General features: G+C 72.5%; 26 protein-coding genes. 8 read left to right on the top strand and 18 right to left on the bottom strand.

Going from position 1 to position 23,144, the window contains the following annotated elements; translation table 11 throughout:
- Positions 1-68: 68 nt before the first annotated feature.
- Positions 69-1,097 (top strand): TDT family transporter, encoded by a 1,029-nt coding sequence (locus tag ABZ193_RS15155; protein ID WP_020421782.1) that lies wholly within the window; start codon positions 69-71, stop codon positions 1,095-1,097.
- Here the strand turns inward: ABZ193_RS15155 and ABZ193_RS15160 are convergent.
- The 5 genes from ABZ193_RS15160 to ABZ193_RS15180 form a co-directional block, all read right to left on the bottom strand.
- Positions 1,076-1,363, bottom strand: a complete 288-nt coding sequence (locus ABZ193_RS15160; RefSeq protein ID WP_020421781.1) for a hypothetical protein — start codon at positions 1,361-1,363, stop codon at positions 1,076-1,078. The two genes, ABZ193_RS15155 and ABZ193_RS15160, sit on opposite strands and share 22 nt — an antisense overlap.
- Positions 1,364-1,587: 224 nt before the next feature.
- On the bottom strand, positions 1,588-1,947 hold the full coding sequence (locus tag ABZ193_RS15165; RefSeq protein WP_020421780.1) for a hypothetical protein: 360 nt from the start codon (positions 1,945-1,947) through the stop codon (positions 1,588-1,590).
- Complete coding sequence (locus tag ABZ193_RS15170; RefSeq protein ID WP_020421779.1) at positions 1,944-2,423, bottom strand: hypothetical protein; 480 nt, start codon at positions 2,421-2,423, stop codon at positions 1,944-1,946. Before ABZ193_RS15170 ends, ABZ193_RS15165 begins: the two co-directional genes overlap by 4 nt.
- A 36-nt stretch (positions 2,424-2,459) precedes the next feature.
- Positions 2,460-2,873 carry a pyridoxamine 5'-phosphate oxidase family protein gene (locus ABZ193_RS15175; RefSeq protein ID WP_020421778.1) on the bottom strand — a complete coding sequence of 138 codons (414 nt, stop codon included), beginning with the start codon at positions 2,871-2,873 and terminating at the stop codon, positions 2,460-2,462.
- Positions 2,874-2,946: 73 nt separating this feature from the next.
- Complete coding sequence (locus ABZ193_RS15180; RefSeq protein WP_027936414.1) at positions 2,947-3,762, bottom strand: exodeoxyribonuclease III; 816 nt, start codon at positions 3,760-3,762, stop codon at positions 2,947-2,949.
- Positions 3,763-3,800: 38 nt separating this feature from the next.
- Here ABZ193_RS15180 and ABZ193_RS15185 point away from each other — a divergent pair, with 38 nt between their 5' ends.
- The gene (locus ABZ193_RS15185) at positions 3,801-4,538 is read left to right on the top strand and encodes an MBL fold metallo-hydrolase (RefSeq protein WP_020421776.1); all 738 of its coding nucleotides are present in this window, start codon (positions 3,801-3,803) and stop codon (positions 4,536-4,538) included.
- 2 nt (positions 4,539-4,540) lie between these two features.
- Here the strand turns inward: ABZ193_RS15185 and ABZ193_RS15190 are convergent, their stop codons facing one another.
- From ABZ193_RS15190 to ABZ193_RS15200, 3 genes are all read right to left on the bottom strand, one after another.
- A complete protein-coding gene (locus ABZ193_RS15190) occupies positions 4,541-4,858 on the bottom strand; it encodes an SH3 domain-containing protein (RefSeq protein ID WP_020421775.1) in 318 nt (105 codons plus the stop codon).
- 97 nt (positions 4,859-4,955) lie between these two features.
- On the bottom strand, positions 4,956-5,612 hold the full coding sequence (locus ABZ193_RS15195) for a hypothetical protein (protein ID WP_051123642.1): 657 nt from the start codon (positions 5,610-5,612) through the stop codon (positions 4,956-4,958).
- A gap of 83 nt (positions 5,613-5,695) precedes the next feature.
- Entirely contained in the window at positions 5,696-6,919 is a 1,224-nt protein-coding gene (locus ABZ193_RS15200; RefSeq protein WP_020421773.1) for an NADP-dependent isocitrate dehydrogenase, read from the bottom strand.
- Positions 6,920-7,085: 166 nt separating this feature from the next.
- On the opposite strand from ABZ193_RS15200, the gene ABZ193_RS15205 reads away from it, so the two are divergent.
- Entirely contained in the window at positions 7,086-7,208 is a 123-nt protein-coding gene (locus tag ABZ193_RS15205; protein WP_020421772.1) for a hypothetical protein, read from the top strand.
- A gap of 25 nt (positions 7,209-7,233) precedes the next feature.
- Positions 7,234-7,806 (top strand): HhH-GPD-type base excision DNA repair protein, encoded by a 573-nt coding sequence (locus tag ABZ193_RS15210; protein WP_020421771.1) that lies wholly within the window; start codon positions 7,234-7,236, stop codon positions 7,804-7,806.
- On the opposite strand, the gene ABZ193_RS15215 is transcribed toward ABZ193_RS15210, so the two are convergent.
- Positions 7,807-8,067 (bottom strand): hypothetical protein, encoded by a 261-nt coding sequence (locus ABZ193_RS15215; RefSeq protein WP_026153780.1) that lies wholly within the window; start codon positions 8,065-8,067, stop codon positions 7,807-7,809.
- Positions 8,068-8,204: 137 nt separating this feature from the next.
- Between ABZ193_RS15215 and ABZ193_RS15220 the strand changes: the two genes are divergently transcribed.
- Together ABZ193_RS15220 and ABZ193_RS15225 are read left to right on the top strand one after the other, a co-directional pair.
- Positions 8,205-8,405, top strand: a complete 201-nt coding sequence (locus tag ABZ193_RS15220; RefSeq protein WP_020421769.1) for a DUF1918 domain-containing protein — start codon at positions 8,205-8,207, stop codon at positions 8,403-8,405.
- 166 nt (positions 8,406-8,571) lie between these two features.
- Positions 8,572-9,750 carry an MFS transporter gene (locus tag ABZ193_RS15225; protein WP_020421768.1) on the top strand — a complete coding sequence of 393 codons (1,179 nt, stop codon included), beginning with the start codon at positions 8,572-8,574 and terminating at the stop codon, positions 9,748-9,750.
- 1 nt (position 9,751) lies between these two features.
- On the opposite strand, the gene ABZ193_RS15230 is transcribed toward ABZ193_RS15225, so the two are convergent.
- On the bottom strand, positions 9,752-10,048 hold the full coding sequence (locus ABZ193_RS15230; RefSeq protein ID WP_020421767.1) for a DUF3017 domain-containing protein: 297 nt from the start codon (positions 10,046-10,048) through the stop codon (positions 9,752-9,754).
- Positions 10,029-10,895, bottom strand: coding sequence for a bifunctional methylenetetrahydrofolate dehydrogenase/methenyltetrahydrofolate cyclohydrolase (locus tag ABZ193_RS15235; RefSeq protein ID WP_354710241.1), 867 nt, complete (start codon positions 10,893-10,895; stop codon positions 10,029-10,031). Before ABZ193_RS15235 ends, ABZ193_RS15230 begins: the two co-directional genes overlap by 20 nt.
- Positions 10,896-11,057: 162 nt before the next feature.
- Between ABZ193_RS15235 and ABZ193_RS15240 the strand changes: the two genes are divergently transcribed.
- A complete protein-coding gene (locus ABZ193_RS15240) occupies positions 11,058-14,633 on the top strand; it encodes a glycohydrolase toxin TNT-related protein (RefSeq protein WP_237339215.1) in 3,576 nt (1,191 codons plus the stop codon).
- Between the two features lie 148 nt (positions 14,634-14,781).
- On the opposite strand, the gene ABZ193_RS15245 is transcribed toward ABZ193_RS15240, so the two are convergent.
- Both ABZ193_RS15245 and ABZ193_RS15250 read right to left on the bottom strand, forming a co-directional pair.
- The gene (locus tag ABZ193_RS15245; RefSeq protein ID WP_237339214.1) at positions 14,782-15,366 is read right to left on the bottom strand and encodes a pentapeptide repeat-containing protein; all 585 of its coding nucleotides are present in this window, start codon (positions 15,364-15,366) and stop codon (positions 14,782-14,784) included.
- A gap of 12 nt (positions 15,367-15,378) precedes the next feature.
- Positions 15,379-15,825, bottom strand: coding sequence for a cupin domain-containing protein (locus ABZ193_RS15250; RefSeq protein WP_354710243.1), 447 nt, complete (start codon positions 15,823-15,825; stop codon positions 15,379-15,381).
- Between the two features lie 70 nt (positions 15,826-15,895).
- On the opposite strand from ABZ193_RS15250, the gene ABZ193_RS15255 reads away from it, so the two are divergent.
- Entirely contained in the window at positions 15,896-16,720 is an 825-nt protein-coding gene (locus tag ABZ193_RS15255; RefSeq protein ID WP_354710244.1) for a LysR family transcriptional regulator, read from the top strand.
- Here ABZ193_RS15255 and ABZ193_RS15260 read toward each other — a convergent pair.
- From ABZ193_RS15260 to ABZ193_RS15280, 5 genes are all read right to left on the bottom strand, one after another.
- Positions 16,704-17,171 (bottom strand): NUDIX hydrolase, encoded by a 468-nt coding sequence (locus ABZ193_RS15260; RefSeq protein ID WP_354710245.1) that lies wholly within the window; start codon positions 17,169-17,171, stop codon positions 16,704-16,706. The genes ABZ193_RS15255 and ABZ193_RS15260 overlap by 17 nt on opposite strands.
- Positions 17,168-20,494: an error-prone DNA polymerase gene (locus ABZ193_RS15265; RefSeq protein WP_354710246.1), complete on the bottom strand. Its 3,327-nt coding sequence runs from the start codon at positions 20,492-20,494 to the stop codon at positions 17,168-17,170. The genes ABZ193_RS15260 and ABZ193_RS15265 overlap by 4 nt, the downstream gene beginning before the upstream one ends.
- On the bottom strand, positions 20,494-20,625 hold the full coding sequence (locus ABZ193_RS15270; RefSeq protein WP_020420077.1) for a hypothetical protein: 132 nt from the start codon (positions 20,623-20,625) through the stop codon (positions 20,494-20,496). The genes ABZ193_RS15265 and ABZ193_RS15270 overlap by 1 nt, the downstream gene beginning before the upstream one ends.
- Entirely contained in the window at positions 20,625-22,187 is a 1,563-nt protein-coding gene (locus tag ABZ193_RS15275; RefSeq protein WP_354710273.1) for a DNA polymerase Y family protein, read from the bottom strand. Before ABZ193_RS15275 ends, ABZ193_RS15270 begins: the two co-directional genes overlap by 1 nt.
- Before the next feature lie 244 nt (positions 22,188-22,431).
- Complete coding sequence (locus ABZ193_RS15280) at positions 22,432-23,112, bottom strand: hypothetical protein (RefSeq protein WP_020420075.1); 681 nt, start codon at positions 23,110-23,112, stop codon at positions 22,432-22,434.
- Positions 23,113-23,144 lie beyond the last annotated feature (32 nt).

The raw sequence follows: 23,144 nt of genomic DNA on the forward strand, positions 1-23,144 counted from the left end.
ACACAGGTTATGAGCTCATCGGCCGGTGATCCCTACCGGATGCGGCGTGGTGGACCGAACGTGGAGGCATGCTCGAACGCGCGCCGCGCCTGTCCCGCCCCGGCACCACCCCGAACTGGTTCGCTTCCGTGATGGGCAGCGGCATCGTCGCGACTGCCCTCCCGGCGCCGCTGTCGGTGCTGCGGCCGGTGGTCACGGTCGTGTGGGCGCTGGCCGCGGTGTGGCTGGTGGTGCTGGTCTGGCAGCTGGTCGCGGACCGGCGGCGGCAGCACCGGCACCTGCGCGACCCGGTGCTGGTGCACTTCTGGGGCGCGCCGCCGATGGCGCTGCTGACGATCGGCGCGGGCGCGGTGGCCCTTGGCCGGGACTGGATCGGCACCGGCCCGGCGCTGGTGGCCGGCGCGGTGCTGTGGACCGCGGGCACGGCGCTGGGGCTGGTGACCGCGGTGGGCGTGCCGTACCGGATGATCACCGGCCGCATCCCGGCCGCGGAGCCGTTCGCGGGCTGGCTGATGCCGGTCGTGCCGCCGATGGTCTCGGCGGCCACCGGCGCCGCGCTCGTGCCGCACCTGCCGGCCGGGCAGCCACGGCTGGCGCTGCTGCTGGCGTGCTACGCGATGTTCGGGATCAGCCTGTTCGCCACGGTCGTGCTGCTGCCGCAGATCTGGCACCGGCTGGTGACCGCGGGGACGGAGGCCGCCCGGGTGCCCGCGCTGTGGATCGTGCTGGGGCCGCTGGGCCAGTCGATCACCGCGGCGAACCTGCTGGGCGCTGCCGCGCCGGGGGTGCTGCCGTTCGGGGCCGCGGCGGAGGCGTTCGGGTTGTTCTACGGCCTCGCCGCGTGGGGGTTCGCGATGCTGTGGCTGGCGATCGCGGCGGCGGTCACGTTGCGGACCGTGCGCGCCGGGATGCCGTTCTCACTCACCTGGTGGAGCTTCACGTTCCCCGTCGGCACCTGCGTCACCGGCACGAGCGCGCTGGCCGCGGTGACCGGTTCGGCGTTGTTCGGCGGGGCCGCGGTGGCGCTCTACGTTTTGCTCGTGGGCGCCTGGGTAACCGTCGTACTGCGGACGGGTCAGACCTGGGGACGCCGGTAGGGGGTCAGGGCCGGGCGCGTGGGCTCTTCGGGGGCCTCGACGACGACGGGGACGACGGCCTCCGCCTGGGCCTTGCGGCGCTGGCGCACGATGCCCAGTGCCATGCCGATGATGCCGAGCAGGACCGCGGCGAGGCCGACGGGGCCGAGCAGGCCGAACGAGACGCCGGTCGGTTCGGCCTGGGTGGCCGGCGACGCCGCGGCGACGCCGGTGGTGGTCGCGGTCGCGAAGACCGCCAGGACCAGGCCGGCCCGCAGTACGTGCACTGTTCGGTTGCGCACCGGTGTGCCTCCTGAGACGAGACTGCCGTTCCAAGGTGTGCGTCACCCTAATGGGCGACGGTTACCAGCGTGAAAACTACCGACCGTGTCAAGGCCGATCGTTTTTGATCACGTGCGGGGCAGAGAGTAGCGCCCAACGGAGTGCCGGGGACACGGGGGCCACACCCGAACCAGCACCAAGCACGACGTGCCAGCTCAGACGGCTCGCGCTAGTCGGTCTGCTTCGGGTGCCCGACGCCCGCGTGCTGAACCCAGACCGTCCGCCGCGGCTCGTCGAGGAGGTACCAGACCCGGGCCGCGCCGGTCACCTCCAACTGCCACCGCGGGAGGCTGCGCCCCTGGTGCGTCCCGTGCGCGAGTCCGCCCTTGAGCTGGTGGTGGCGGCTGGTCGGCTTCCCGGGGCCCGGACCGGGGTCCGTCCGCATGGTCTCCCAGGCCTTCCGCAGGTTCCCCCGGGCCGCCGCTTCGAGTTCGTGCCGGCCCTTGACGGCTTCCGTGGTGCTGAACCGGATCTCCCACTCGCCGCCGACGGCAGGCGGAGCGACCGGGTCACCACGCTTGGGGCTCACGCGTCCGCTGCCCCCGGAGCTGGGACCGGGCCGAAGTCGTCTCCGTCCCGCTGCAGCACGGCGAGCAGCTCGGGATCGGCGTAGACCTCCGCCGTGTGCCGCCACGAGGTGATGACCTGAGCCACGGGAGCCGGATTGCGCAAGGCCTCCGCACCTTCGAGCGCGTCGACGAGTTCGACGACGAAGGCCTGCACGTCCTCGCGCGGCAGGAAGCGCACCCACGGGAAGGCGTCTGGCACGACCTCGGTGACCAGGGACCGGATCTGGTCGTCGTGCTTCATCAGCGCCAGGAACAGCCGGGTGGTGGCGGACGCGGCTTCGTCCGCCTGCTCGGCCCGGCTCGACGTGGTCAGGACGAGGTCTTCCTCGTCCGCCGCGCGGCGGTGCACCCGCAGCGTCCGGGCACGCCGCAGCTTGCTCAAGGTGTCCTTGGGCTTGTTGAGCAGGTCGGAGAGGTTGACCTCCGGTGCGGTCATAGTTTCAAACTACTTGCGAACTACTGCGACGGCGAGTCAGGACTTGCTCTGGTCGTTGCTCAGCCACTTCTCCGGGCGCACGCGGACCAGCAGCGACTTCTCCCCCAGCGCGTCGTCCACGTAGGCGCGCGCGTCGGGCTCCGGGAGGTACCTGGCGGTGATCGCGAGGGCCTCCTCGCGCGTCGGCGGGTCGTCGTTGGCCACGACGGGTCCCTCGATCGTCACGTACTTGTACGGCCAGTTCTCGTTCTGCACGGTCAGGCTGAGCCGGCCCGCCTTGCGCGCCAGCTTCTCCTTCACCGTCCCGCGTTCCATCCACAGCAGAACGTCGCCACCGGGCCGGTAGTCGTACCAGATCGGCACGGCCAGCGGCGCCCTTCCGTCCCGCTCGACGGCCAGCACGCCGATGTGCACGCCGGCCAGGAAATCCTCACGCTCGGAAGCGGTCATCACGAATGACACGAGCTGCCCCCAATCAGTCGGTGTGCCAGGGACAACACCCGTGTTCATCCGGACATTCCGGCTATTCCGGAGAAAAGTCGAACGTCGCCGTCACCGGGGCGTGGTCGGACCACCGCAGCTCGTAGCTCGGCGCCCGCTCCACCACCACCGACGTGCACTTCTCGGCCAGGCCGGGCGTCGTGACCAGGTAGTCGATGCGCCAGCCGGCGTCGTTGTCGAAGGCCTTGCCGCGGTAGGACCACCACGTGTACGGGCCGGGCCCCTCCGGGTCGAGCTTGCGCTGCACGTCCACGTACCCGGCTTCGCCGAACACGCGGCTCATCCAGGCCCGCTCCTCGGGCAGGAAGCCGGAGTTCTTCTGGTTGCCCTTCCAGTTCTTCAGGTCGATCTCGGCGTGCGCGATGTTCCAGTCACCGCCGACGACGACCTCGCAGCCCGCCGCCTCGGCCTTGCCCCGCAGCTCGACCAGGTACGGCAGGAACGCGGCCATGAAGCGTTCCTTCTCGTCCTGGCGCGGCGTCCCCACGTCGCCGCTCGGCAGGTACAGGCTGGCCACGACCACGCCGGGCAGGTGCACCTCGAGGTAGCGCCCGCTGTCCTCGAACTCGGCCTCGCCGAAGCCGACGCGGACCTCCGACGGCTCGGCCCGGCTGTAGACGGAGACGCCGTTGCGGCCCTTCACCGCGGACGGCGCGTGGTGCGCGTGCCACCCCGCCGGCGCGACGACGTCCTTGGGGAGCTGCCCGGCCTCGGCGCGCACCTCCTGGCAGAGGATGACGTCGGACCCGCTGGCGGCGAGCCACTCGACGAACCCCTTCTTGGCGGCGGCGCGCATGCCGTTGACGTTGACTGTGGAGACGGTGAACACGCCCAGCACGCTACCGGCCGCCACCGACGTTCCCGGACACTGCTGCCATGAGCGAGCTCATCGTCCTCGGCAGCTGCGGCGCGTGGCCGGAGCCGGGCCGCGCGTGCGCCGGCTTCCTCCTCACGCACGAGGACTTCCGCGTCGTACTGGATCTGGGCTACGGCACCGTCGGCGCCCTGCTGGAGCACTGCCCGCACGGCGAGGTCGACGCCGTGATCGTCACCCACCGCCACCCGGACCACTGCGTGGACCTCAGCGCACTGGCCCGCGTCCGGCACTACGAGGCCCCGGACGCGCCCAAGATCCCCCTCTACTGCGAGCCGGGTGTGCTGGACGTCCTACGCGCCCTGGAGCCCCGGCCGGACCCCGCGACCGTGTTCGAGGTGCACGACCTCGGCCGTCCGGCGCGGGTCGGGCCGTTCTCCCTGACCCCGTTCCCGCTGCCGCACCACGTGCCGGACTACGGCGTGCGCCTCGCGGCGCCCGGCCTCACCGTCGCCTACACCGGCGACTGCGGACCGACGGAGGCCCTGCGTGAACTGGCGCGCGACACCGGCCTCTTCATCGCCGACGCGACACTGCAGGAAGAACCCCCGCCGGGCAGCCCGCGCGGCGTCATGACCGCCACGGAGGCGGCGACCTGGGCGGCTGCCGCGGGCGCGCGCCGGTTGCTGTTGACCCACTTCTGGCCGGGCAGCGATCGGGCGATCTCCGCGGCGCAGGCGCGCGCCGTGTTCGGCGGCGAGGTGATCGTCGCCGAGGAGGGTCTGGTCGTGGCGCTCTGAGGTCAGCAGTTCCCGCTGACCGGCTGCAGGTACTCCGTCTTCGCCCACTTGTTCTCGGCGATCTTGCGGAACCCGTTCTGGACCTCGGCCTGGGCGTCGGTCTCGGCGTTCTGGTTGAACTTGCCCACGATGTCCGCACCGGTGTCCGGCGCCGCCCGCACGTTGAGCACGTCCGCGGTGACGGTCACGCGGCAGCCGCCAGAGCCGCCGCCGGTGGCGCCCTCCGAGACCTGCTTGTCGCTGCCCATCACGTAGATCAGCCCGACGCCGGCCAGGATCGCGACGATGATCAGTGCCCGCTTGGGGATGCCCAGGAACACGGGTGCTCCTCACCAGCTGAAAGTGCGCGTTCCGGGTAAGGGTAGCCACACTTCAGCACCCCCGACAGGCCCGCGCGGGCGAACCACCCGAGAGGCGTCACGACGCGGGCACGCTCGGTGACGAAACGGTCTGCCAGACGCTGTCGTGGCGCACCACGTGAGTGCCGGCGCGGGCCAGGAGGGCGACGACGACCGGATCCCGGTACGGATCGAACGGGCGCTGGGCCTGCCACAGGTGACCGGACAGGGCCTTCGCCAGCTGTTCGGCCGCCCCGGCCCCGCGGACGGTCAGGACGGTGAGCGAGACGATCCGGTCCCCAGGGACGCGGCAGACCACGTCCAGGCGGCTGCGCGCGGCGCCGATCAGCCGCAACGCGCCGAGCACCAGCCCGCACAGCAGCTGCGCGAGCATCTCCAGCAGCGCGAACGGCACGAGCACGAGCCAGACGAGGAGCTGCACGCCGGCCACGACCGCTTCCAGCGCCTGCCCGGCGAGCCCGGCGACCAGCAGCAGCGGCGCGAGGTAGAGCCACTCCCAGCCGCGGATCTCCCGGTCCTTGGCCTTGCGCTGCTCCCGGCGCTCCTGGCGCCACTCCGACGGTGTGCGCCGCGGATCGGTCCGCACGGCGCGGTAGCGGTCGTACTCGCCGGACGCGATGTTCATCGGCTGGATCACGCGCTTCCACGGCGCGAAGCGGCGCGTCAGCGTCCAGACGTGGTCGTCGGGGTGGATCACCTGCACCCGCGCAGTCATACCCGAGACCGCGGGCGGACGAAGAAGAGGCCCGGTCACCGTGCGGTGACCGGGCCTCTCGCAGTGGCCGGAAAAACGCGGACTCAGCCCTGTGCGATCTTCGCCGCCAGGTTCTCGTCCAGGGTCGCCAGGAACTCCTCCGTCGTCTGGAACGGCTGGTCCTTGCCGACGAGCAGCGCCAGATCCTTGGTCATCTTGCCGCTCTCGACGGTCTCGATGACGACCTGCTCGAGCTTGTTGGCGAAGCCGACCAGCTCGGAGTTGCCGTCCAGCTTGCCGCGGTGCTCGAGACCCCGGGTCCACGCGAAGATCGACGCGATCGGGTTCGTCGAGGTCGGCTTGCCCTGCTGGTGCTGGCGGTAGTGCCGGGTGACCGTGCCGTGCGCGGCCTCGGCCTCCACGGTCTTGCCGTCCGGCGTGCGCAGCACCGAGGTCATCAGGCCCAGCGAGCCGAAGCCCTGCGCCACAGTGTCGGACTGCACGTCACCGTCGTAGTTCTTGCACGCCCAGACGTAGCCGCCCTCCCACTTCAGCGAGGCGGCGACCATGTCGTCGATCAGGCGGTGCTCGTAGGTCAGGCCCTTGGCGTCGAAGTCGGCCTTGAACTCGGCCTCGAAGATCTCCTGGAAGGTGTCCTTGAACATGCCGTCGTAGGCCTTCAGGATGGTGTTCTTCGTCGACATGTAGACCGGCATGCCGCGGTCCAGGCCGTACTGCAGCGAGGCGCGCGCGAAGTCCTCGATCGACTTCCGGTAGTTGTACATGCCCATCGCGACGCCGCCACCCTCCGGGTAACGGGCGACCTCGAACTCGATCGGCTCGGAGCCGTCCTCGGGCACGTACGTCATGGTCACCGTGCCGGGGCCGGGAACCTTGAAGTCGGTGGCCTTGTACTGGTCACCGTGCGCGTGGCGGCCGATGATGATCGGCTTCGTCCAGCCCGGGACCAGCCGCGGGATGTTCTGGATGATGATCGGCTCACGGAAGACGACACCGCCGAGGATGTTGCGGATGGTCCCGTTCGGGCTCCGCCACATCTTCTTCAGGCCGAACTCCTCGACCCGGGCCTCGTCCGGCGTGATGGTGGCGCACTTGACGCCGACGCCGTGCTTCTTGATGGCGTTCGCGGAGTCGACGGTGATCTGGTCGTCGGTCCGGTCGCGCTCTTCGATACCCAGGTCGTAGTACTCGAGGTTGATGTCGAGGTACGGGTGGATCAGCTTGTCCTTGATGAACTTCCAGATGATGCGAGTCATCTCGTCGCCGTCGAGTTCTACGACGGTGCCCTCGACCTTGATCTTGGCCATGAGCCGCGGTGCTCCTCTCGCGGATCTGCGCGTGTCTGTGCAGCACGTCTATGCGGTACAAGCGTACTGCTATTAGGAGACGAACGCCTTAAGTGGTGACGTACCTCAGTCTCGCAAAGGCCCGAAGTGGCAGAAGTCACGCCCCTGGCGGAGCAGGTTCCCCGCCATGCGGTTCACGGCGCGGAGGTGGGCCGGGGTCGACGTGGTCGTGCTGAACCTGCCGCACGCCGGGCCAGGCCTGCTGGAGCCGCTCGCCGAGGCGCTGATCAGGTCGGGAAGTGCGCGCTGACGGGCACGGGTGCGACCATGGGCCCATGCCGAAGAAGCTCCGTCTCACCGGTGACGCCGACGCGGACAAGCTCCTCTCCGAGGACCCGTTCGCCCTCCTCACCGGGATGCTCCTGGATCAGCAGATCGCGATGGAGACCGCGTTCATCGGGCCCAAGAAGATCGCCGACCGCATGGACGGCTTCGACGTGCGCAAGATCGCCGAGTCCGACCTCGACGAGTTCGTCGAGCTGTGCGTGACCCCGCCGGCGATCCACCGCTACGGCGGCTCGATGGCGCGCCGCGTGCACGCGCTCGCCAACCACATCGTCGAGCACTACGACGGCAAGACCGACCGGATCTGGAAGCAGGGCAAGCCGGACGGCAAGGAGGTCCTGCGCCGCCTCAAGGAGCTGCCCGGCTACGGCGACCAGAAGGCGCGGATCTTCCTCGCCCTGCTCGGCAAGCAGCGCGGGGTCCAGCCCGAGGGCTGGCGGGAGGCCTCCGGCGCGTACGGCGAAGAGGGCTCGCGCCGCTCCATCGCCGACGTCGTCAGCCCGGAAACGCTCGCCGAGGTCCGCGCCTTCAAGAAAGCCGCCAAGGCCGCCGCGAAGAACTGATCAGCCGGGGTGGGCGCCGACCGTGTCGCGGATTTCGGCGCCCAGTCCCGAACCGCTCTCCCGCGCGCAGTGCGCGCAGCAGAAGAACCGGCCCTCGACCTCGGCGCCGTGCCCGAGGATCCGGCACCCGCAGTGCTCGCACGACGGCGCGATCTTCTGCGCCGCGCATTCGATGCTGTCGAACGTGTAGGTGTCCCCGCTGACCGTCCGGACCTCGAAGGACATCCAGTAGTCGTTTCCACAGACCACACAGCTAGCCATCGCCAGAACTCCTTTTTCGCATCGGGATGAATGGAAGCCTGCTCGCCTCCCGGAAACCCGGCAACTTGATCAATTCCCGGTCCAGTGACAATTGCCCCGCGCCCGATTTACCCTGGTTTCGCGGGAGGTGGTCGGTGATGCACGCAGCCGTAGGAGACCGGATCCTCGTCCACGGTCGCACCGTCGGAGCGGCCGAGCAGCGCGGTGAGATCGTCGAAGTCCGCGGGGAGAACGGCGGGCCGCCCTACCTCGTGCGCTTCGCCGACGGCCACGAAGGCCTGATCTTCCCCGGCTCGGACTGCGAGGTCAGTCACGACAAGCAGGAGCACAACGCCTGACCGGGCCGCGCACGTGGTCATGGTCACCCGGCCGGCGGGATGACATCGGGCTCCCGCCTGGTTGACACTGGTCGAGGGACAGCTCGTGCCGCCATGGACGGCGATGGGCTGTCCTTATTCATGTCCGTTGACTGTATCGATGCAGACGACCCTGGAGAGGAGAACCGTGCCCATCGCGCTGCTCGCGCTCGCCGTCGGTGCCTTCGGTATCGGCACCACGGAATTCGTCATGATGGGTGTCCTTCCGCAGACGGCCGCGACGTTCGGGGTGGACATCCCGACCGCCGGTCACCTCATCTCCGCCTACGCTCTCGGTGTCGTCGTCGGCGCGCCGCTGCTGACGGCGGTCGCCGTCCGGCTGCCGCGCAAGACGATGCTGCTGGCGATGATGGCGCTGTTCACGGCGGGCAACCTGCTGTTCGCCGTCGCGCCGAACCAGGAGTTCGGCGTGGTCTTCCGGTTCCTCGCCGGACTGCCGCACGGCGCGTTCTTCGGCGCCGGGGCGGTCGTGGCGTCGAGCCTGGTCAAGCCAGGCGACCGCGCGAAGGCCGTGTCGCTGATGTTCCTCGGCCTGACCCTGGCCAACGTCGTCGGCGTGCCGCTGGGCACGCTGCTCGGCCAGCAGGTCGGCTGGCGTGCCACGTTCGCCGTGGTCGCGGTGATCGGACTGGTCGCCGTCCTGGCGATCGCGAAGCTCGTGCCGCACCAGGGCCGCCCCGAGTCCCCCTCCCTGCGCGGTGAGCTGGGCGCGTTCCGCCGCCCGCAGGTGTGGCTGGCCCTGGCGATCGTCACGTTCGGGCTGGGCGGCGTGTTCGCCTGCCTGTCCTACGTGACGCCGATGATGACCGACGTCGCCGGCTACGACCCGCAGGCGGTGACGCTGCTGCTCGCGCTGGCCGGTGTCGGGATGACGATCGGCAACCTGCTCGGCGGGCGGCTGGCCGACAAGGCGCTGATGCCGAGCCTGTACGTGGCGCTGCTCGCGCTGGCCGCGGTGCTCGCGGTCTTCACGGTCACCGCGCACAACAAGGTCGGCGCGGCGATCACGATCTTCCTGGTCGGCGTCGCCGGGTTCATGATCGGCCCGATGATGCAGACCCGCGTCATGGTCAAGGCCGGTGGCGCGCCGTCGATGGTGTCCGCCGCGGTGCAGTCCGCCTTCAACGTCGCCAACTCGATCGGCGCCTACCTCGGCGGCCTGGTGATCGCGGGCGGGCTCGGCCTGGTCTCGCCGAACTGGGTCGGCGCGGGGCTGGCCATCGTGGGCCTGACGATCGCCGTGGTGTCCGGCTCGCTGGACCGCCGCGAGGAGGCCACGCGGACTCCGGCGATGGCCGAGGCCTGACTCAGGTGCCGAACGGCCCGTCGGTGATCGTGAAGGCCAGGAAGAGGATGAGCACGCCGAGCCCGGCGTAGCTGAGGACGTCCACCGGGCGGCCGCGGATGGCCAGGAGGCCTGCCCGCACGCCCGGCAGGACGGCCCGCAGGATCGCCGCCACGAGCAGGGCGCCGCCGATGATCGCGGCGCCCTGCCGCCAGTGGTACTGCCAGATCCGCACGCCCGCGACCGCCACCAGCAGCATCACGAGCAGGAACGGGACCTGCTCCAGGACGGCCGCGCGGTTACGCCGTGGCGAGTGCACGCTCGGCCGCCTCGACGACGTTGGTGACCAGCATCGCCCTGGTCATCGGGCCGACCCCGCCGGGGTTGGGCGACAGCCACCCGGCGACCTCGGCGACCGCCGGGTCCACGTCGCCGGTGAGCTTGCCGTCGACGTGCGAGACGCCGACGTCCAGCACCGCGGCGCCAGGCTTGACCATGTCCGGCTTGATCAGGTGCGGCACCCCGGCCGCGGCGATCACGATGTCCGCCCGCTTGACCTCGGCCGCCAGGTCCCTGGTGCCGGTGTGGCACAGGGTCACGGTGGCGTTCTCGCTGCGGCGGGTCAGGAGCAGGCCCATCGTGCGGCCCACGGTGACGCCGCGGCCGACGACCGTGACGTTCGCGCCCGCGATGGGCACGTCGTGGCGCTTGAGCAGCTCGAGGATCCCGTACGGGGTGCAGGGCAGCGGGCCTGCCTCGTTGAGCACCAGCCGCCCGAGGCTGACCGGGGCGAGGCCGTCGGCGTCCTTCTCCGGCGCGATGCGCTCCAGGATCCGGCCCGCGTCGAGGTGCTTGGGCAGCGGGAGCTGGACGATATAGCCGTGGCAGGCCGGGTCGGCGTTGAGCTCGTCGATGACGGCTTCGAGCTTGTCCTGGCTGATGTCGGCGGGCAGGTCGCGGCGGATCGAGTTGACCCCGATCTTCGCGCTGTCCGCGTGCTTCATCCGCACGTACGAGTGCGAGCCGGGATCGTCGCCGACCAGGACGGTTCCCAGCCCGGGCGTCACGCCCCGCTCGGCCAGGGCGGCCACCCGCGGCTTGAGCTCTTCGAAGATGGCGTTCTTGGTCGCTTTGCCGTCGAGAACCGTCGCAGTCACGGTCACCATTCTGGCAAAGGAATGAACGGGGCCTCACGCGAGGACGGCGGAGGACACTATGGGTAGTGCCGCTGAAACGCTTAGTACCTCGATTGATGTATCTGCACTGGTCATTGCCCCTATTGGTGCGGGTGGTGTGCAATCGGATCAGTGACCAGTCAAAATGGCCTGGTGGCGCAACCGACGACCCAGCTGAACGCGACCGAGCAGGACACCCTGGTCAAGCAGATCGGACTGGCCCTGCTGCGGGCCGCTCCGCGGGACTGGCGGCGGGTGACCGCGACCTACCGGGCGGTCGGCCGCTACCACGAGCTGTCCGGTGAGGTGCTCCTCGAAGACGGGTCGGCCCAGGAGTGGATGGCCACCCACGACATCGCCACGCTGTTCGGCCGGTTGCGGGCCGGGATGTACCGCGAGGGCCGCGGCACCTGGTTCAACGCGCGTTACCAGCTCGACCACCCATCGAGCTACAACCTGGAGTACGACCGCGACGAGCCGCGGTGGGACCTGATGCCCCCGCCGCAGGCCTACGCCGACGAGCTGCGGATGTTCCCCCGCTCCGAGGACAACGTGCCGGAGTGGCTGATGCGCCGCATGGCAGGCCTGGCGCCCGAGCAGCCCGGTCCGCGCTTCCGGATCGCCCGGATCTTCGACGGCCACGAGCCGAACGGCCGCCCGGTGCTCAACCGTCCCGAGCTGGACGCCGACGAGCAGCAGCGGGTGCTCGAGTACCTGAACAACGCGCCGGTCGTGCGCGCCGAGCGCGGGTTCGACCTGGACCGGCTGGCGCAGCAGCCCGCCGCGACCGTGCCGGTGGCCTTCCACACCGACGGCGTGTGGATCTGGCCCGCCGCGGTCAACTACTACCTGCAGGAGTACGGCGTCGCGCCGGAGGCCGAGCTGGTCGCGCACATCGCCGCGGCCGGGCACACGCTGCCGGAGGTGCCGGAGCAGACCGTGCAGGCCGCGGGGGCGTACCTGAACCGCGGTCCCGCGCAGCCGCCGCGCCGGGTGCCGGAGCAGGCCGCGCCGCCGCCCGCCGAGCCCGCTCCCGCTGTTGAGGCGGAGCCGGTTGAGCAGCCGACCACGCTGACACCGGTGATCGACCCCGACGCCGGGCCGCCGACCATGCTGGTGCAGCCGGCGGTGAAGGACGCCGAGCCGGAGCCCGCCGAGGAGACCGGGGACGAAACCCGCAGCTGGGACGCGCGCGAGGCGTTCACGGACTCGCCGCGTGGTGCTGAAGGGGCTGCGCGTGGTGCCGAAGGGGCTGCGGAAGACCGGCCGTGGGAGCCGACCTGGGAGCCGCGGGACGGTTCGGCCGCCGACGAGGAGCCCACGGAGGGCCGGGGCTGGGACGGCCGCGAGGCGTACGCCGCGCAGGAAAGCGCTGAGGCGCGTGGTGCGGCTGGTGCCGAGGGTCGCGGTGCCGGCCCGGAGGGTGCGGAGGCGCGTGGCTTCGGCGCCGAGGGCGCGGAAGCGCGTGGCTTCGGCCCGGAGGGGCGCGGCTTCGCCGGTCCGGAGGGGCGCGGCTTCGCCGGTCCAGAGGGACCGGAGGCGCGTGGCTTCGCCGGTCCGGAGGGACCGGAGGCGCGTGGCTTCGCCGGTCCGGAGGGACCGGAGGCGCGTGGCTTCGCCGGCCCGGAGGGACCGGAGGCGCGTGGCTTCGCCGGCCCGGAGGGGCCGGAAGGGCATGGGCTCACCCCCGAGGCTCGCGGGCCGGAGCGCTTCGGACAGGAAGCCCCGGAGGGCCGTGGGCTGCCGCAGGAACGCCCCGGACCGGAAGCGCGGGGGCAGGAACGCTTCGGCCAGGCCGGCTCTGAAGGCATCCCCGGCCAGGAGGGACTCGCCGGCCCTGGCTTCGGCCAGGACGGTCCGGAAGGGCGGGGCAGCGGTCCCGAACCCCGCGCCTTCGGCCAGGAAGGCCGTGGCGCCGGGCCGGAACCCCGGGGCTTCGGCCAGGAGGCGCCCGAGGGCCGTGGCCAGCACGGTCTTGCCGGCCCCGAGTCCCGCGGCTTCGGCCAGGAAGGGCACGGCACCGGACCCGAGTCCCGCGGCTTCGGCCAGGAAGCGCCCGAGGGGCGCGGCCAGCACGGCTTCGCAGGCCAGGAAGGGCCGGAATCGCGCGCCTTCGGCCAGGAAGCACCCGAGGGGCGCGGCCAGCACGGCTTCGCACGCCAGGAAGGGCCGGAATCGCGCGGCTACGGCCAAGTAGCGCCCGAGGGGCGCGGCCAGCACGGCTTCGCCGGCGCGGAGCGCTTCGGTCAGGAAGCTCCCGAGGGACGCGGCCCCCGCGGCACGGAGCGCTTCGGCCCGGAGGGGCAAGCCCCCGGCCAGGTGCCCGCGGCGGGGTTGGACGCCCGCCGTTCCGAGGGCTTCGGCCAGGAGGCTCCGGAGGGCCGCGGCCAGCGCGGCTTCGCCGGTCCCGAAGGCCCCGAGGGCCGCGAGGGCCGCGCCTTCGTCGGCCACGAGGGTCCCGACCAGCGCGCCTTCACCGGGCACGAGGGCCCCGACCAACGCGGCTTCACCAGCCCCGAAAGCCCTGACCAGCGCGGCTTCGCCGGGCACGAGGGCCCCGACCAAGGCGGCTTCACCGGCCAGGAAAGCCCTGATCAGCGCGCCTTCACCAGCCACGAAGGCCCCGACCAGCGCGCCTTCACCGGACACGACGACCAGCAGGACACTCCCCCCGGCGCGGATGGCCGCTCCGTCGAGGGGCGTCCGGGCTTCGAGCGGGGTGGCGATCCGCGCGGTGGCTCCAGGGCGTTCGCGGGGCAGGCGCCGCGCGGGGGGCGGCCCTCGAGTGACGGTCCGCCGACCATGCTGGCCCGCCCGGTGTCCCCGCCGCCCGGCCCGGCCGAGCCGAAGCCGTCCGGTCCGGTCGAGCCGGCTCTGGACAACCTGCGCTCCAAGCTCGCCGACCTCGGGGTTCCGGACGGGGCCTACCGCATCGGCGAACCGGCCGAGCACGGCTGGAGCCTCGAGAAGGTCGACGACGGCTGGCGCGTCGGCTGGTACGACGAGGCCCTGACGAGCCCCGCGGTCTTCGGCGACGCCGACGACGCCGCCGCGTTCATGCTCGGCAAGCTGCTGCTCAACCCGGGCGGCCGCACCACACCGCCGGCACGGCCGGAGATGGACGCCACCGAGGTGCCGCTCACCCCGGCCCAGGAACCGGCCGAGCCGCAGCGGCACGACCTCCCGCAGCGCACCCTCACCGACCGCCTCGACGAACCGGACCCGGCCGGGCCGCCCACGGTGCTGGCCGCGCCCCCGGTCGCGCCGCCCCCGCCCGCCCCGCCGCGACGCGAACCGCCGCCGCGACGGGTCGAACCGGCCGCGCCCGCCCCCGCGGCGGCCACGGCCTCGGCGGCCTCCGGTGGCGGCAACCAGCAGTGGCCGATCCAGCCGCTGCCCGGCGAGCCGCCGCTGACGCTGTTCCGCGGCAAGGAGATGCGCGAACTGCCCGCGGGCAGCGAACTCGACCGCTTCGGCGGCCCGAACGGCAACCTGACCTACGCGGCCGGGACCCCGTTCGAGGAGCGCTCGCTGGTGCCGGAGTGGGTGACCCGCCCGTACCACGTGTACCGGGTGCAGCGGCCGATCGAGGCGCTCGCCGGCGTCGCGATCCCGTGGTTCAACCAGCCCGGCGGCGGTGCGGCGTACCTGCTGCCCGCGTCGATCGAGGACCTGCTCGCCTCGGGCGACCTGATCGAGCTCGACCCGGGCGAACCGCCGATCGACTGACGCCAGCCCGGCGCGCGGCCCGGGGTCAGTCGACCACCAGGCCGTGCGCCGCCACGCGCAGCGTGACCGTTGAGGGCAGTGGTGGGTGACGGGTGGGCGGTTCACCTCCGAAACACGCCCCAGCTCCAGCCCGGCGCGCGGCCCGGGGTCAGTCGACCACCAGGCCGTGCGCCGCGGCGAAGGCGATCGCCGTCTCCAGGTCGACCCGCGCGCCGCGCAGTTTCGCCTGCACCAAGGCGTTCGCGTCGAGCTTGGCGCCACGCAGGTCGGCGCCGGTCAGGTCCGCGCCGCCCAACCGGGCGCCGCGGAAGTCGCTGTCCCGCAGGTCGGCCTCGGCCAGGTTCGCGTCCACGAAACTGGCCTCCCGGAACCGCAACCCGGACAGCGACCGGCGCCGCAGGTTCGCCCGGCTGAAGTTGGCCAGCGAGAAATCGCTGTCCCGCACGGACATTCCGCGCAACCCACCGTCCACGAAGGACGATCCGAGCAACGAGCACGCGCTCCACGTGCTGTCCGCCAGCACCGTCCGGTCGAACACGCACGACCGGAACGCCGAGGCCTGGTGCCGGGACTCCCCCAGATCCGCGCCCGAGAAGTCGCACTCGTCGAACGTGCAGCCCTGCGTGACCAGCCGGCGCAGGTCGGCGCCGCTGAAATCGCACCGGCTGAACTGCCGCTTCTCCCACGTCGTCCCCGGCAGCACGGCGTCCCGGTAGTCCTCGGCGATCTCCATCCGGCGAGCTAATCACACCCGCCAGACCGGGCTGTCGACGTAGTGGTTGTCGTAGCGCTCCCGCGACTCCCGGATCTCCCGCGGGTCCGCCTCGCCGCGGTTGACCCGGTCCAGCAGCCGGTAGTAGTCGAACCGGTCCATCCCGGGCGTGAACGTGACGAGCACGTCCGCGGGAGACCCGGCCGCCGGCGCGAACGCGTGCGGCACCCGCGGCGGCACGGTGAGGAAGTCGCCCTCGCCGAGGGTGACCACCTCCTCGTCGAGCAGGACGTCGAGGCGGCCGCTCAGCACGAAGAAGACCTCGGTGGCCTTGGTGTGGAAGTGCGGCGGCGCGCCGGTGGCGCCGGGCTCGAACGTCGCGCGGTTGCTGGTCAGCGTGTCCGTGTCGGTGAGCAGCGTGATGCGGCTGCCCGGGGCGTCGGCGAGGACTTCGGCTTCGGTGGCGCGGATCAGGTTCATGCCTCCACTCTCGCCGTCTCGAGCGCGGCGACCAACGACAAAACCAGGCTCGATCGATAACCTGGGTGTTATGGATGTGGAGCGGCGGGACATCGAGATCTTCCTCGTGCTCGCCGAGGAACTGCACTTCGGCCGCACGGCCGAGCTGCTGCGCGTCTCGCAGGCGCGGGTCAGCCAGACGATCCGCACGCTGGAACGGCGCATCGGCGCGCGCCTGTTCGACCGGACGAGCCGCCGGGTCGCCTTGACCGCCATCGGGCAGCGGCTGCGGGACGAGGTCGCGCCGGCCCACCGGCAGATCCAGGAGGCGTTCGAGCGAGCCAGGGCCGCCGGCCGCGAGCGGAACACCGTGCTGCGCCTGGGTTTCGCGGCGCCCGCGGTGGCCGACCTCATCGCGGACCGGCTGGAAACCGTTCGCGCACAGGGTTTCCGCGTCCAGATCAAGGAAGCCGCGTTCGACGATCCCCTGCGGTCACTGCGGGACGGCGAGGTCGACGCGCTGGTCACGCTGCTGCCGGACCCCGGAGTGGTGGTGCACACCGAGCCGCTGGTGCTGGCGGTGGCGGCGAAACACCCGTTCGCCCGCCGGAAATCCGTGTCGCTGGAGGACCTGGCGCGCGACACCGTCCTCCGCGCCCTCTGGCCGCCACGGCTGCCATGGACCACGCCCGCGGGCCGTCCCATCGAACTCGGGCCCGCGCCCGGGACGATCCAGGAACTGTTCCTCGCCGTGGAAGCCGGTGAGGGCATCAGCCCGCTCGCCGAGCACGCGACGCGTTACTTCGCGCGCCCGAACCTGGCGTTCGTGCCGTTCTCGGACGCGCCGCCGGTGGAGTGGAGCCTGGTGTGGCGCGAGGAGACCACCGCGGTCCGCGCCCTCAGCGCAACCCGGTGACCCGCCGGGCGATCTCGGCGTCCAGCACGCCCTGGTCGCGCAGCAGGGGCGTGCGGGGGTTCCACCACGCGATCGCGGACACCTCGTCCTCCTGCGGCGTCACCGCGGGCTCGGTCGCGAACCCCGTCCGGTAGACCGCGGCGTACTCGCGCCGCACCGGGTCGCTCAGCACGAACCGGGCCACCGCGGCGAACCGCAGCCCGCTCACCACGATCCCGGTCTCCTCGGCCAGTTCCCGGACCGCGGCCTGGTGCGACGTCTCCCCCGGGTCGATCATCCCGCCGGGCAGCTCCCACTGCCCGCGCCGCCGGTCGAACACCAGCAGCACGCGGTCGTCCACCTCGACGACCACCAGCGCGAGCGGCATCGGCACCGCGGGATCCGTCGAGACCCCGAACCGCACGCTGACCAGGGTGTTCCCGCGCGCGTCGGTGATCGGCAGGCCGTTCACCGGAAGTCCCGCGACTTCGACGGCACCCGCATCGACAGGTGCTGCAACCGGTCCGCGCGCACGCTCACCACCCCGTCCGCCCGTTCGATCACCCCGCGGATCAGCATCGCCGCGCTGCCCCGCGCCACCCGGTGGTACCGGCGCCACAACCCGGCGCTGCACACGACGTTGACCATCCCCGTCTCGTCCTCGATGTTCAGGAACGTGACCCCGCCTGCGGTCGCCGGGCGCTGGCGATGGGTCACCGCTCCGCCGATCAGTACCCGGGCGCCGTCTTCGACGTCCATCAGTTTTCCGGCGGGCACCACGCCCAGCGCGTCCAGCCGCTCGCGGATGAACTCCGTCGGGAAGCTGTCCGGCGACAACCCGGTCGCCCACACGTCGGCGACCGCCTCGTCGATGTGGTCCATGCCGGGCAGCGTCGGCGCGTGCGCCCCGGCCAGCGTGACCGGCAGCTTCTCCGGCCGTTCCTGCGCCACCGCCCCGGCCGCCCACAACGCGCGCCGCCGGTCGCCGCCGATCTCGCCGAACCGGCCGAACGCCCCAGCCGTGGCCAGCGCCTCGATCTGCGGCGTGGTCAGCCGCACGCGCCGCGCCAGGTCGGCCATGTCGGCGAACGCCCCGCCCCGCTGCCGTTCCGCGACGATCTCCTCGGCGAGCTTCTGCCCGATCATCCGCACCGTGGCCAGCCCGATCCGCACCGCCAAGCCGTCGTCACCGGGTTCGAGCGTCGCGTGCGGCAGGCTCGCGTTGATGTCCGGGCCGTGCACCGTGATGCCGTGCCTGCGGGCGTCGGCGACCAGCGACTGCGGCGAGTAGAACCCCATCGGCTGGGCCCGCAGCAGCGCCGCGCAGAACGCCGCCGGGTGGTAGCGCTTGAAGTAGGCGCTGGCGAACACCAGGTAGGCGAAGCTCAGCGCGTGGCTCTCCGGGAAGCCGAAGTTGGCGAACGCCATCAGCTTGTGGAAGATCCGCGCGATCAGCTCGTCGTCGAGGCCGTTGCGCCGGGCGCCCTCGTAGAACCGTTCCCGCAGCCGCTCCATCTTCCGCGTGGACCGCTTCGAGCCCATCGCGTGCCGCAGCTCGTCGGCCTCGGCGGCGGTGAAGTTCGCGACGTCCAGGGCGATCTGCATCATCTGCTCCTGGAACAGCGGCACCCCCAAGGTCTTGTCCAGCGCGTTGGACAGCAGCGGGTGGTCGTGCCGCCACTTCTCCTTCTTCGTGGCGCGCCGGATGTAGGGGTGCACCGAGCCGCCCTGGATCGGGCCGGGCCGGATGAGCGCGACCTCGATCGCCAGGTCGTAGAACGTCTTCGGCTTCAGCCGCGGCAGGGTCGCCATCTGCGCCCGGCTCTCCACCTGGAACACGCCGATCGCGTCCGCCCGCTGCAGCATCCGGTAGACCTCCTGGTCCTCCAGGTTCAGGTTCGCGAGGTCGACCTCGACGCCCTCGAACTCGCGCACCAGGTCGAGCATGTAGTGCACCGCGGAGAGCATGCCGAGGCCGAGCAGGTCGAACTTGACCAGGCCGACGGAGGCGCAGTCGTCCTTCTCCCACTGCAGCACGCTGCGGTCGGCCATGCGCGCCCACTCGATCGGGCACACCTCGCTCACCGGCCGGTTGCAGATCACCATGCCGCCGGAGTGGATGCCCAGGTGCCGCGGGAAGTCCTCCAGCGCGGCGGCCACCTGCAGCACCGGCAGCGGGATGTCGTGATCGGTGTCGTCCTTGGTGTCGTGCAGCGGGCCCCAGCGGTCGATCTGCTTGCTCCACGCGTCCTGCTGGCCGGGCGAGTACCCGAAAGCCCTTGCCGCGTCCCGGATCGCGGACTTGGCGCGGTAGGTGATCACGTTCGCCACCTGCGCGGTGCACAGTCGCCCGTACTTGCGGTAGACGTACTGGATCACCTCCTCGCGGCGGTCGGACTCGATGTCCAGGTCGATGTCCGGGTAGCCGTCCCGGTCCGGCGCGAGGAAGCGCTCGAACAGCAGTTTCCAGCGCACCGAGTCGACCTTGGTGATGCCGAGCGCGTAGCAGACCGCGGAGTTCGCCGCCGAGCCGCGGCCCTGGCACAGGATGTTGTTGCGGCGGCAGAACTCGACGATGTCCCAGACGATGAGGAAGTAGCCGGGGAAGCCGAGCTGCTCGATGATCCGCAGCTCGTGCTCGATCTGGTCCAGCGCCTCCGGCCGGTCGCGGTAGCGGTGCGCGGCGCCGCGGTAGACCTCCTCGCGCAGGAAGGACGCCTCGGTGTAGCCGGCGGGGACGTCGTAGGGCGGCAGCTCGGGCGCGACCAGCTTCAGGTCGAAGGCGCACTCCAGCCCGAGCAGCGCGGCCCGCTGCACCGCGCCGGGGTAGCGGGCGAACCGCTGCGCCATCTCCTCGCCGGACCGCAGGAACGACATGCCGGACGCGGGCAGCCAGCCCGCCATGTCGTCGAGGCCGCGTCGGGCGCGGATCGCGGCCATCGCGCCGGCCAGCCGTCCCCGGTCCGGGGTGGCGTAGTGGGCGGCGGTGGTGGCGACGGTCGGCAGGCCCTGCTCGGCGGCCAGCGCGGCGAGGACGTCGTTGTGCACCCCGTCCTCGGGGTAGCCGTGGTCGGTCAGCTCGACGTACACGCTCTCGAACCTCTCGCGGAGCCGCCGCAGCTCCTGCCCCGCCGCCTCCGGGCCGCCGCGGGCCAGCGCTTTCCGGACCGCGCCCTTGCGGCAGCCGGTGAGCACCACGACCTTGCCCGCGACCTCGCTCGCGACGGCGTCCAGGTCGTACACCGGGCGGCCCTTCTCGGCCCGGTCCGCCGACGCGGCGTGGTCGTGCCCGGCGAGCTGACCCGCGGTGATCGCCCGGCACAGGGCGGCGTAACCGTCCTGCTGCTTGGCGAGCAGGAGCAGGTGCTCGCCCTCCGGGTCGGCAACGCCGTTCTGCGGGCCGGACAGGCCGAAGCTCAGCTCGGTGCCGAACACCGTGCGCACGCCCAGGTCGCGCGCCGCGTCGGCGAACCGCACCACGCCGTACATGCCGTCGTGGTCGGTGAGCGCGATCGCGTCGAGCCCCAGCCGCGCCGCCTCCTCGACCAGCTCCTCGGGGTGGCTCGCGCCGTCCAGGAAGCTGAAGTTGGAGTGGCAGTGCAGCTCGGCGTAGGGCACCCGGCGCCGCCCGCCCGCGTGGTCGTCCCCGCGCGGGGCCTCGACGGTGCTCGGCCGGACGTAGCCCTCCCGCTTCCGGCTCCAGGCGGGGCTGTCCCCGCCGTCGGCCGTCGCCGGTCTGCCCGCCAGCCTGCGCTCCAGCTCCTCCCAGGGGACGGGCGGGTTGTTGAAGCCCATCAGTCCACCGGGCGGCGCGGCACCGGGATCGGCAGCAGCATCTGCTCGTCCTCGACCGGGTCGAGCGACTCGACCACCTTGCGCGGCAGGGCCAGCCAGTGCTGCAGGTCCCGGAAGTACTCGTCGTCCATCAGTCGTACACTCCCTCCACTGTCCAATGCGGACTCGGTCCGCCCACTCTCGTCAGCAGGACCGCCGTTTCCGGTTCCCCGGCCAGCACGGCCTGCACCCGGGTGCGCACCCCGTCGCCACCCGGCGTCCACCAGTGCGCGTCGACCAGCCACGGGCCTGCCCAGTCCAGGACCTCCCGTGGCGGGCCGTCGCCCACCGAAACCCGGTGCGGTGGCGCGGAAAGCTCCCGCCGCCGCGTGATGTGCACCTCCGCGCCCGAGGCGTCGAGGACGCGCGCGGGCAGCGGCTGCGCGTAGACCGTGGCCGGGGACGGCGCGGGCAGCCGGCCCGGCCACGGCACGTCCGGCGGGCTCTGCGGGGTCCGCGGGTCGCCCCACGGCACCAGCCGGACGCGCTCGGCCGGGCCGCGGCCGCCGTCGAGCACCGCGGTGAAGACGCTGTCCGGGCCGAGCAGGCCCTGCACCCGCACCAGCGCGCGGCCGGCCCGCTCGGTGGTCTCGTCGGACAGGCCGCGCAGGCCCTCCTGCCACAGCCCCAGCTGCAGCGAGTGCCCCTCGACGGTCTCCTCGGGCGCCAGCCGCAGCCGCTCCACCCCGGCGCTGGGCCGTTCGCCGGGCGCGGCGCGCAGCCAGCCTTCGAACTGCCAGCGCACGCGGTCCGCGATGCCCTGCGGCGTCAGCGGTTCCGCGCACCGCCACACGCGGCTCAGTTCCTCGCCGTTCTCGGTGGTGGCGTAGATGCCGAGGCGCGTGCAGGCCAGGCCGTGCCGGGCCAGGCCGCCGTGGAACCGCTCGGCGAGGGTGCGGGCCATGAACGCCGCGGCGTCGACCCGGTCCAGCGGCGGGTCGACGGCCTTGGTGACGGTGAGCTCGGGCGGCGGCCGTCGCCGGTGCGGTGGCCGTTCGTCGAGGCCGCGCGCCAGCCGGTGCGCGATCATGCCGGCGCGGCCGAACCGCGCGGCGACGTCCCGTTCGGCGAGGTCGGCGAACGCGCCGAGCGTGCGCAAACCCAGGCGGCGCAACAGGTCCACCAGCTCGGCGCGGTCGGCGGCCGGCTGGTCCAGCTCGTCGACCGGCAGGGGCGCGAGGAAGTCGGCGGCCCGGTCGCGGTCGACGATGCGGGACCGGTGGGCGGCCAGCGTCGCGGCGAACAAGCCGTCGGCGATGCCGATCTGGCACTCCACCTGGTGGGAGACGTGCTCGACGAGCAGTTCCGCGAGACGCAGCTCGCCGCCGAAGTAGCCGGACGCGCCGTCGGCGGGCACCGCGACCAGGCCGGGGCGGACCACCTCGACGCCGACGACCAGCTCCTCCACGGCGGCCGCGACCGGCTCGAAGAGGCGCGCGTCGCGGTCCTCGTCCGGGCCGAAGACCTGGAGTTCGGGACAGCGGGACTGCGCGTCCCGGCGGCGCATGCCGCGCCGGATGCCGGCCGCCCTGGCGACGGCGGTGCACGCGACGACCCGGTTGGCGTGGAACACCGCGGCAGGCAGGTGCAGGGGCGTGCCGTCGGCCAGGCACGCGGCGACGGCGGGCCAGTCCGGGCACCAGAGGACCAGCATGCGCGGTGGTTTGTCTACTGTGGACATGCCGCGCTCCTCGCGCCGGTGCGGTACCCCGGCCGTACCAGGACACCCCACGCCGATGCCGGCATCGGCGAGCGTGGCACTCGCGGCCCGGCGCACCTCCCGCGCCGGGCCACCGTGCCGGTGGCGCCGCGCCGCGCCACCGCCTTCCCCGAGCCGCCTGCGCGCCTCGGCCCGTGGCCCGAAGCAACGGCGCTCGTCCCCGGAAGATCGCCGCGCATCAGCCCACCTCCCTGGCCAGTTCGAGCACCGGCTCGGGTGCTGCTGCCGGGGCCCCCGCAGACCCCGGCAGCAGCAGATCCGCCCGCCGGGGACGCGTCGCCGCGCCCCGGCCGGCACCCTGGACACGGACCCGCCGCTCACGCAGGTACCCGTGCCCGCCTTCGAGACCGGCCCAGCGGCCGGCCACGCAGTTCAGCTCCACCTCGGCGCCGGGCCACGGCCCGAGGGAGAGCAGCACGGCGCCCCGGTGCCGTGCCCGCGCCGAAAGACGCCGTGCCTCCTGCGGCGCCGCGCCCCGAGCGGCGACCGCCACCACGTCCACCCCGTCCAGCAGCGCGCCGGTGACCGCGGCGAACTCGGCCCCTGGCCGCGGCACCAGCGCGAGCCGGCTCACCTCGACCCCGAGTTCCGCGGCGGCCACCAGACCGAGGTCCGGCATCCCCACCGCCGCGGCCCACGATCCGGTCGCCGTCGCCTCGGCCAGCAGCGCCAGGAGCAACGACGTCGATCCGCGCACCGCGATCGTGCTCCCGCGCCGCAGGCCCGCCGACGGCAGCAGGCGGCGCAACTCCGGCAGCACCGGCAGGACACGCCCGGTCAGCTGGGCGTGCTCCGCCGCGGCGGCCACCCCGCTCGCCGTGCTCACCCCGGGCAGAGCTGCCAGTGTCGCGACCGACATGCCACCTCCCCACGACGCGCCTGCGAGAACCT

This window comes from Amycolatopsis sp. NPDC006125 (genome assembly GCF_040614195.1).
Lineage (GTDB): Bacteria > Actinomycetota > Actinomycetes > Mycobacteriales > Pseudonocardiaceae > Amycolatopsis_E > Amycolatopsis_E tucumanensis.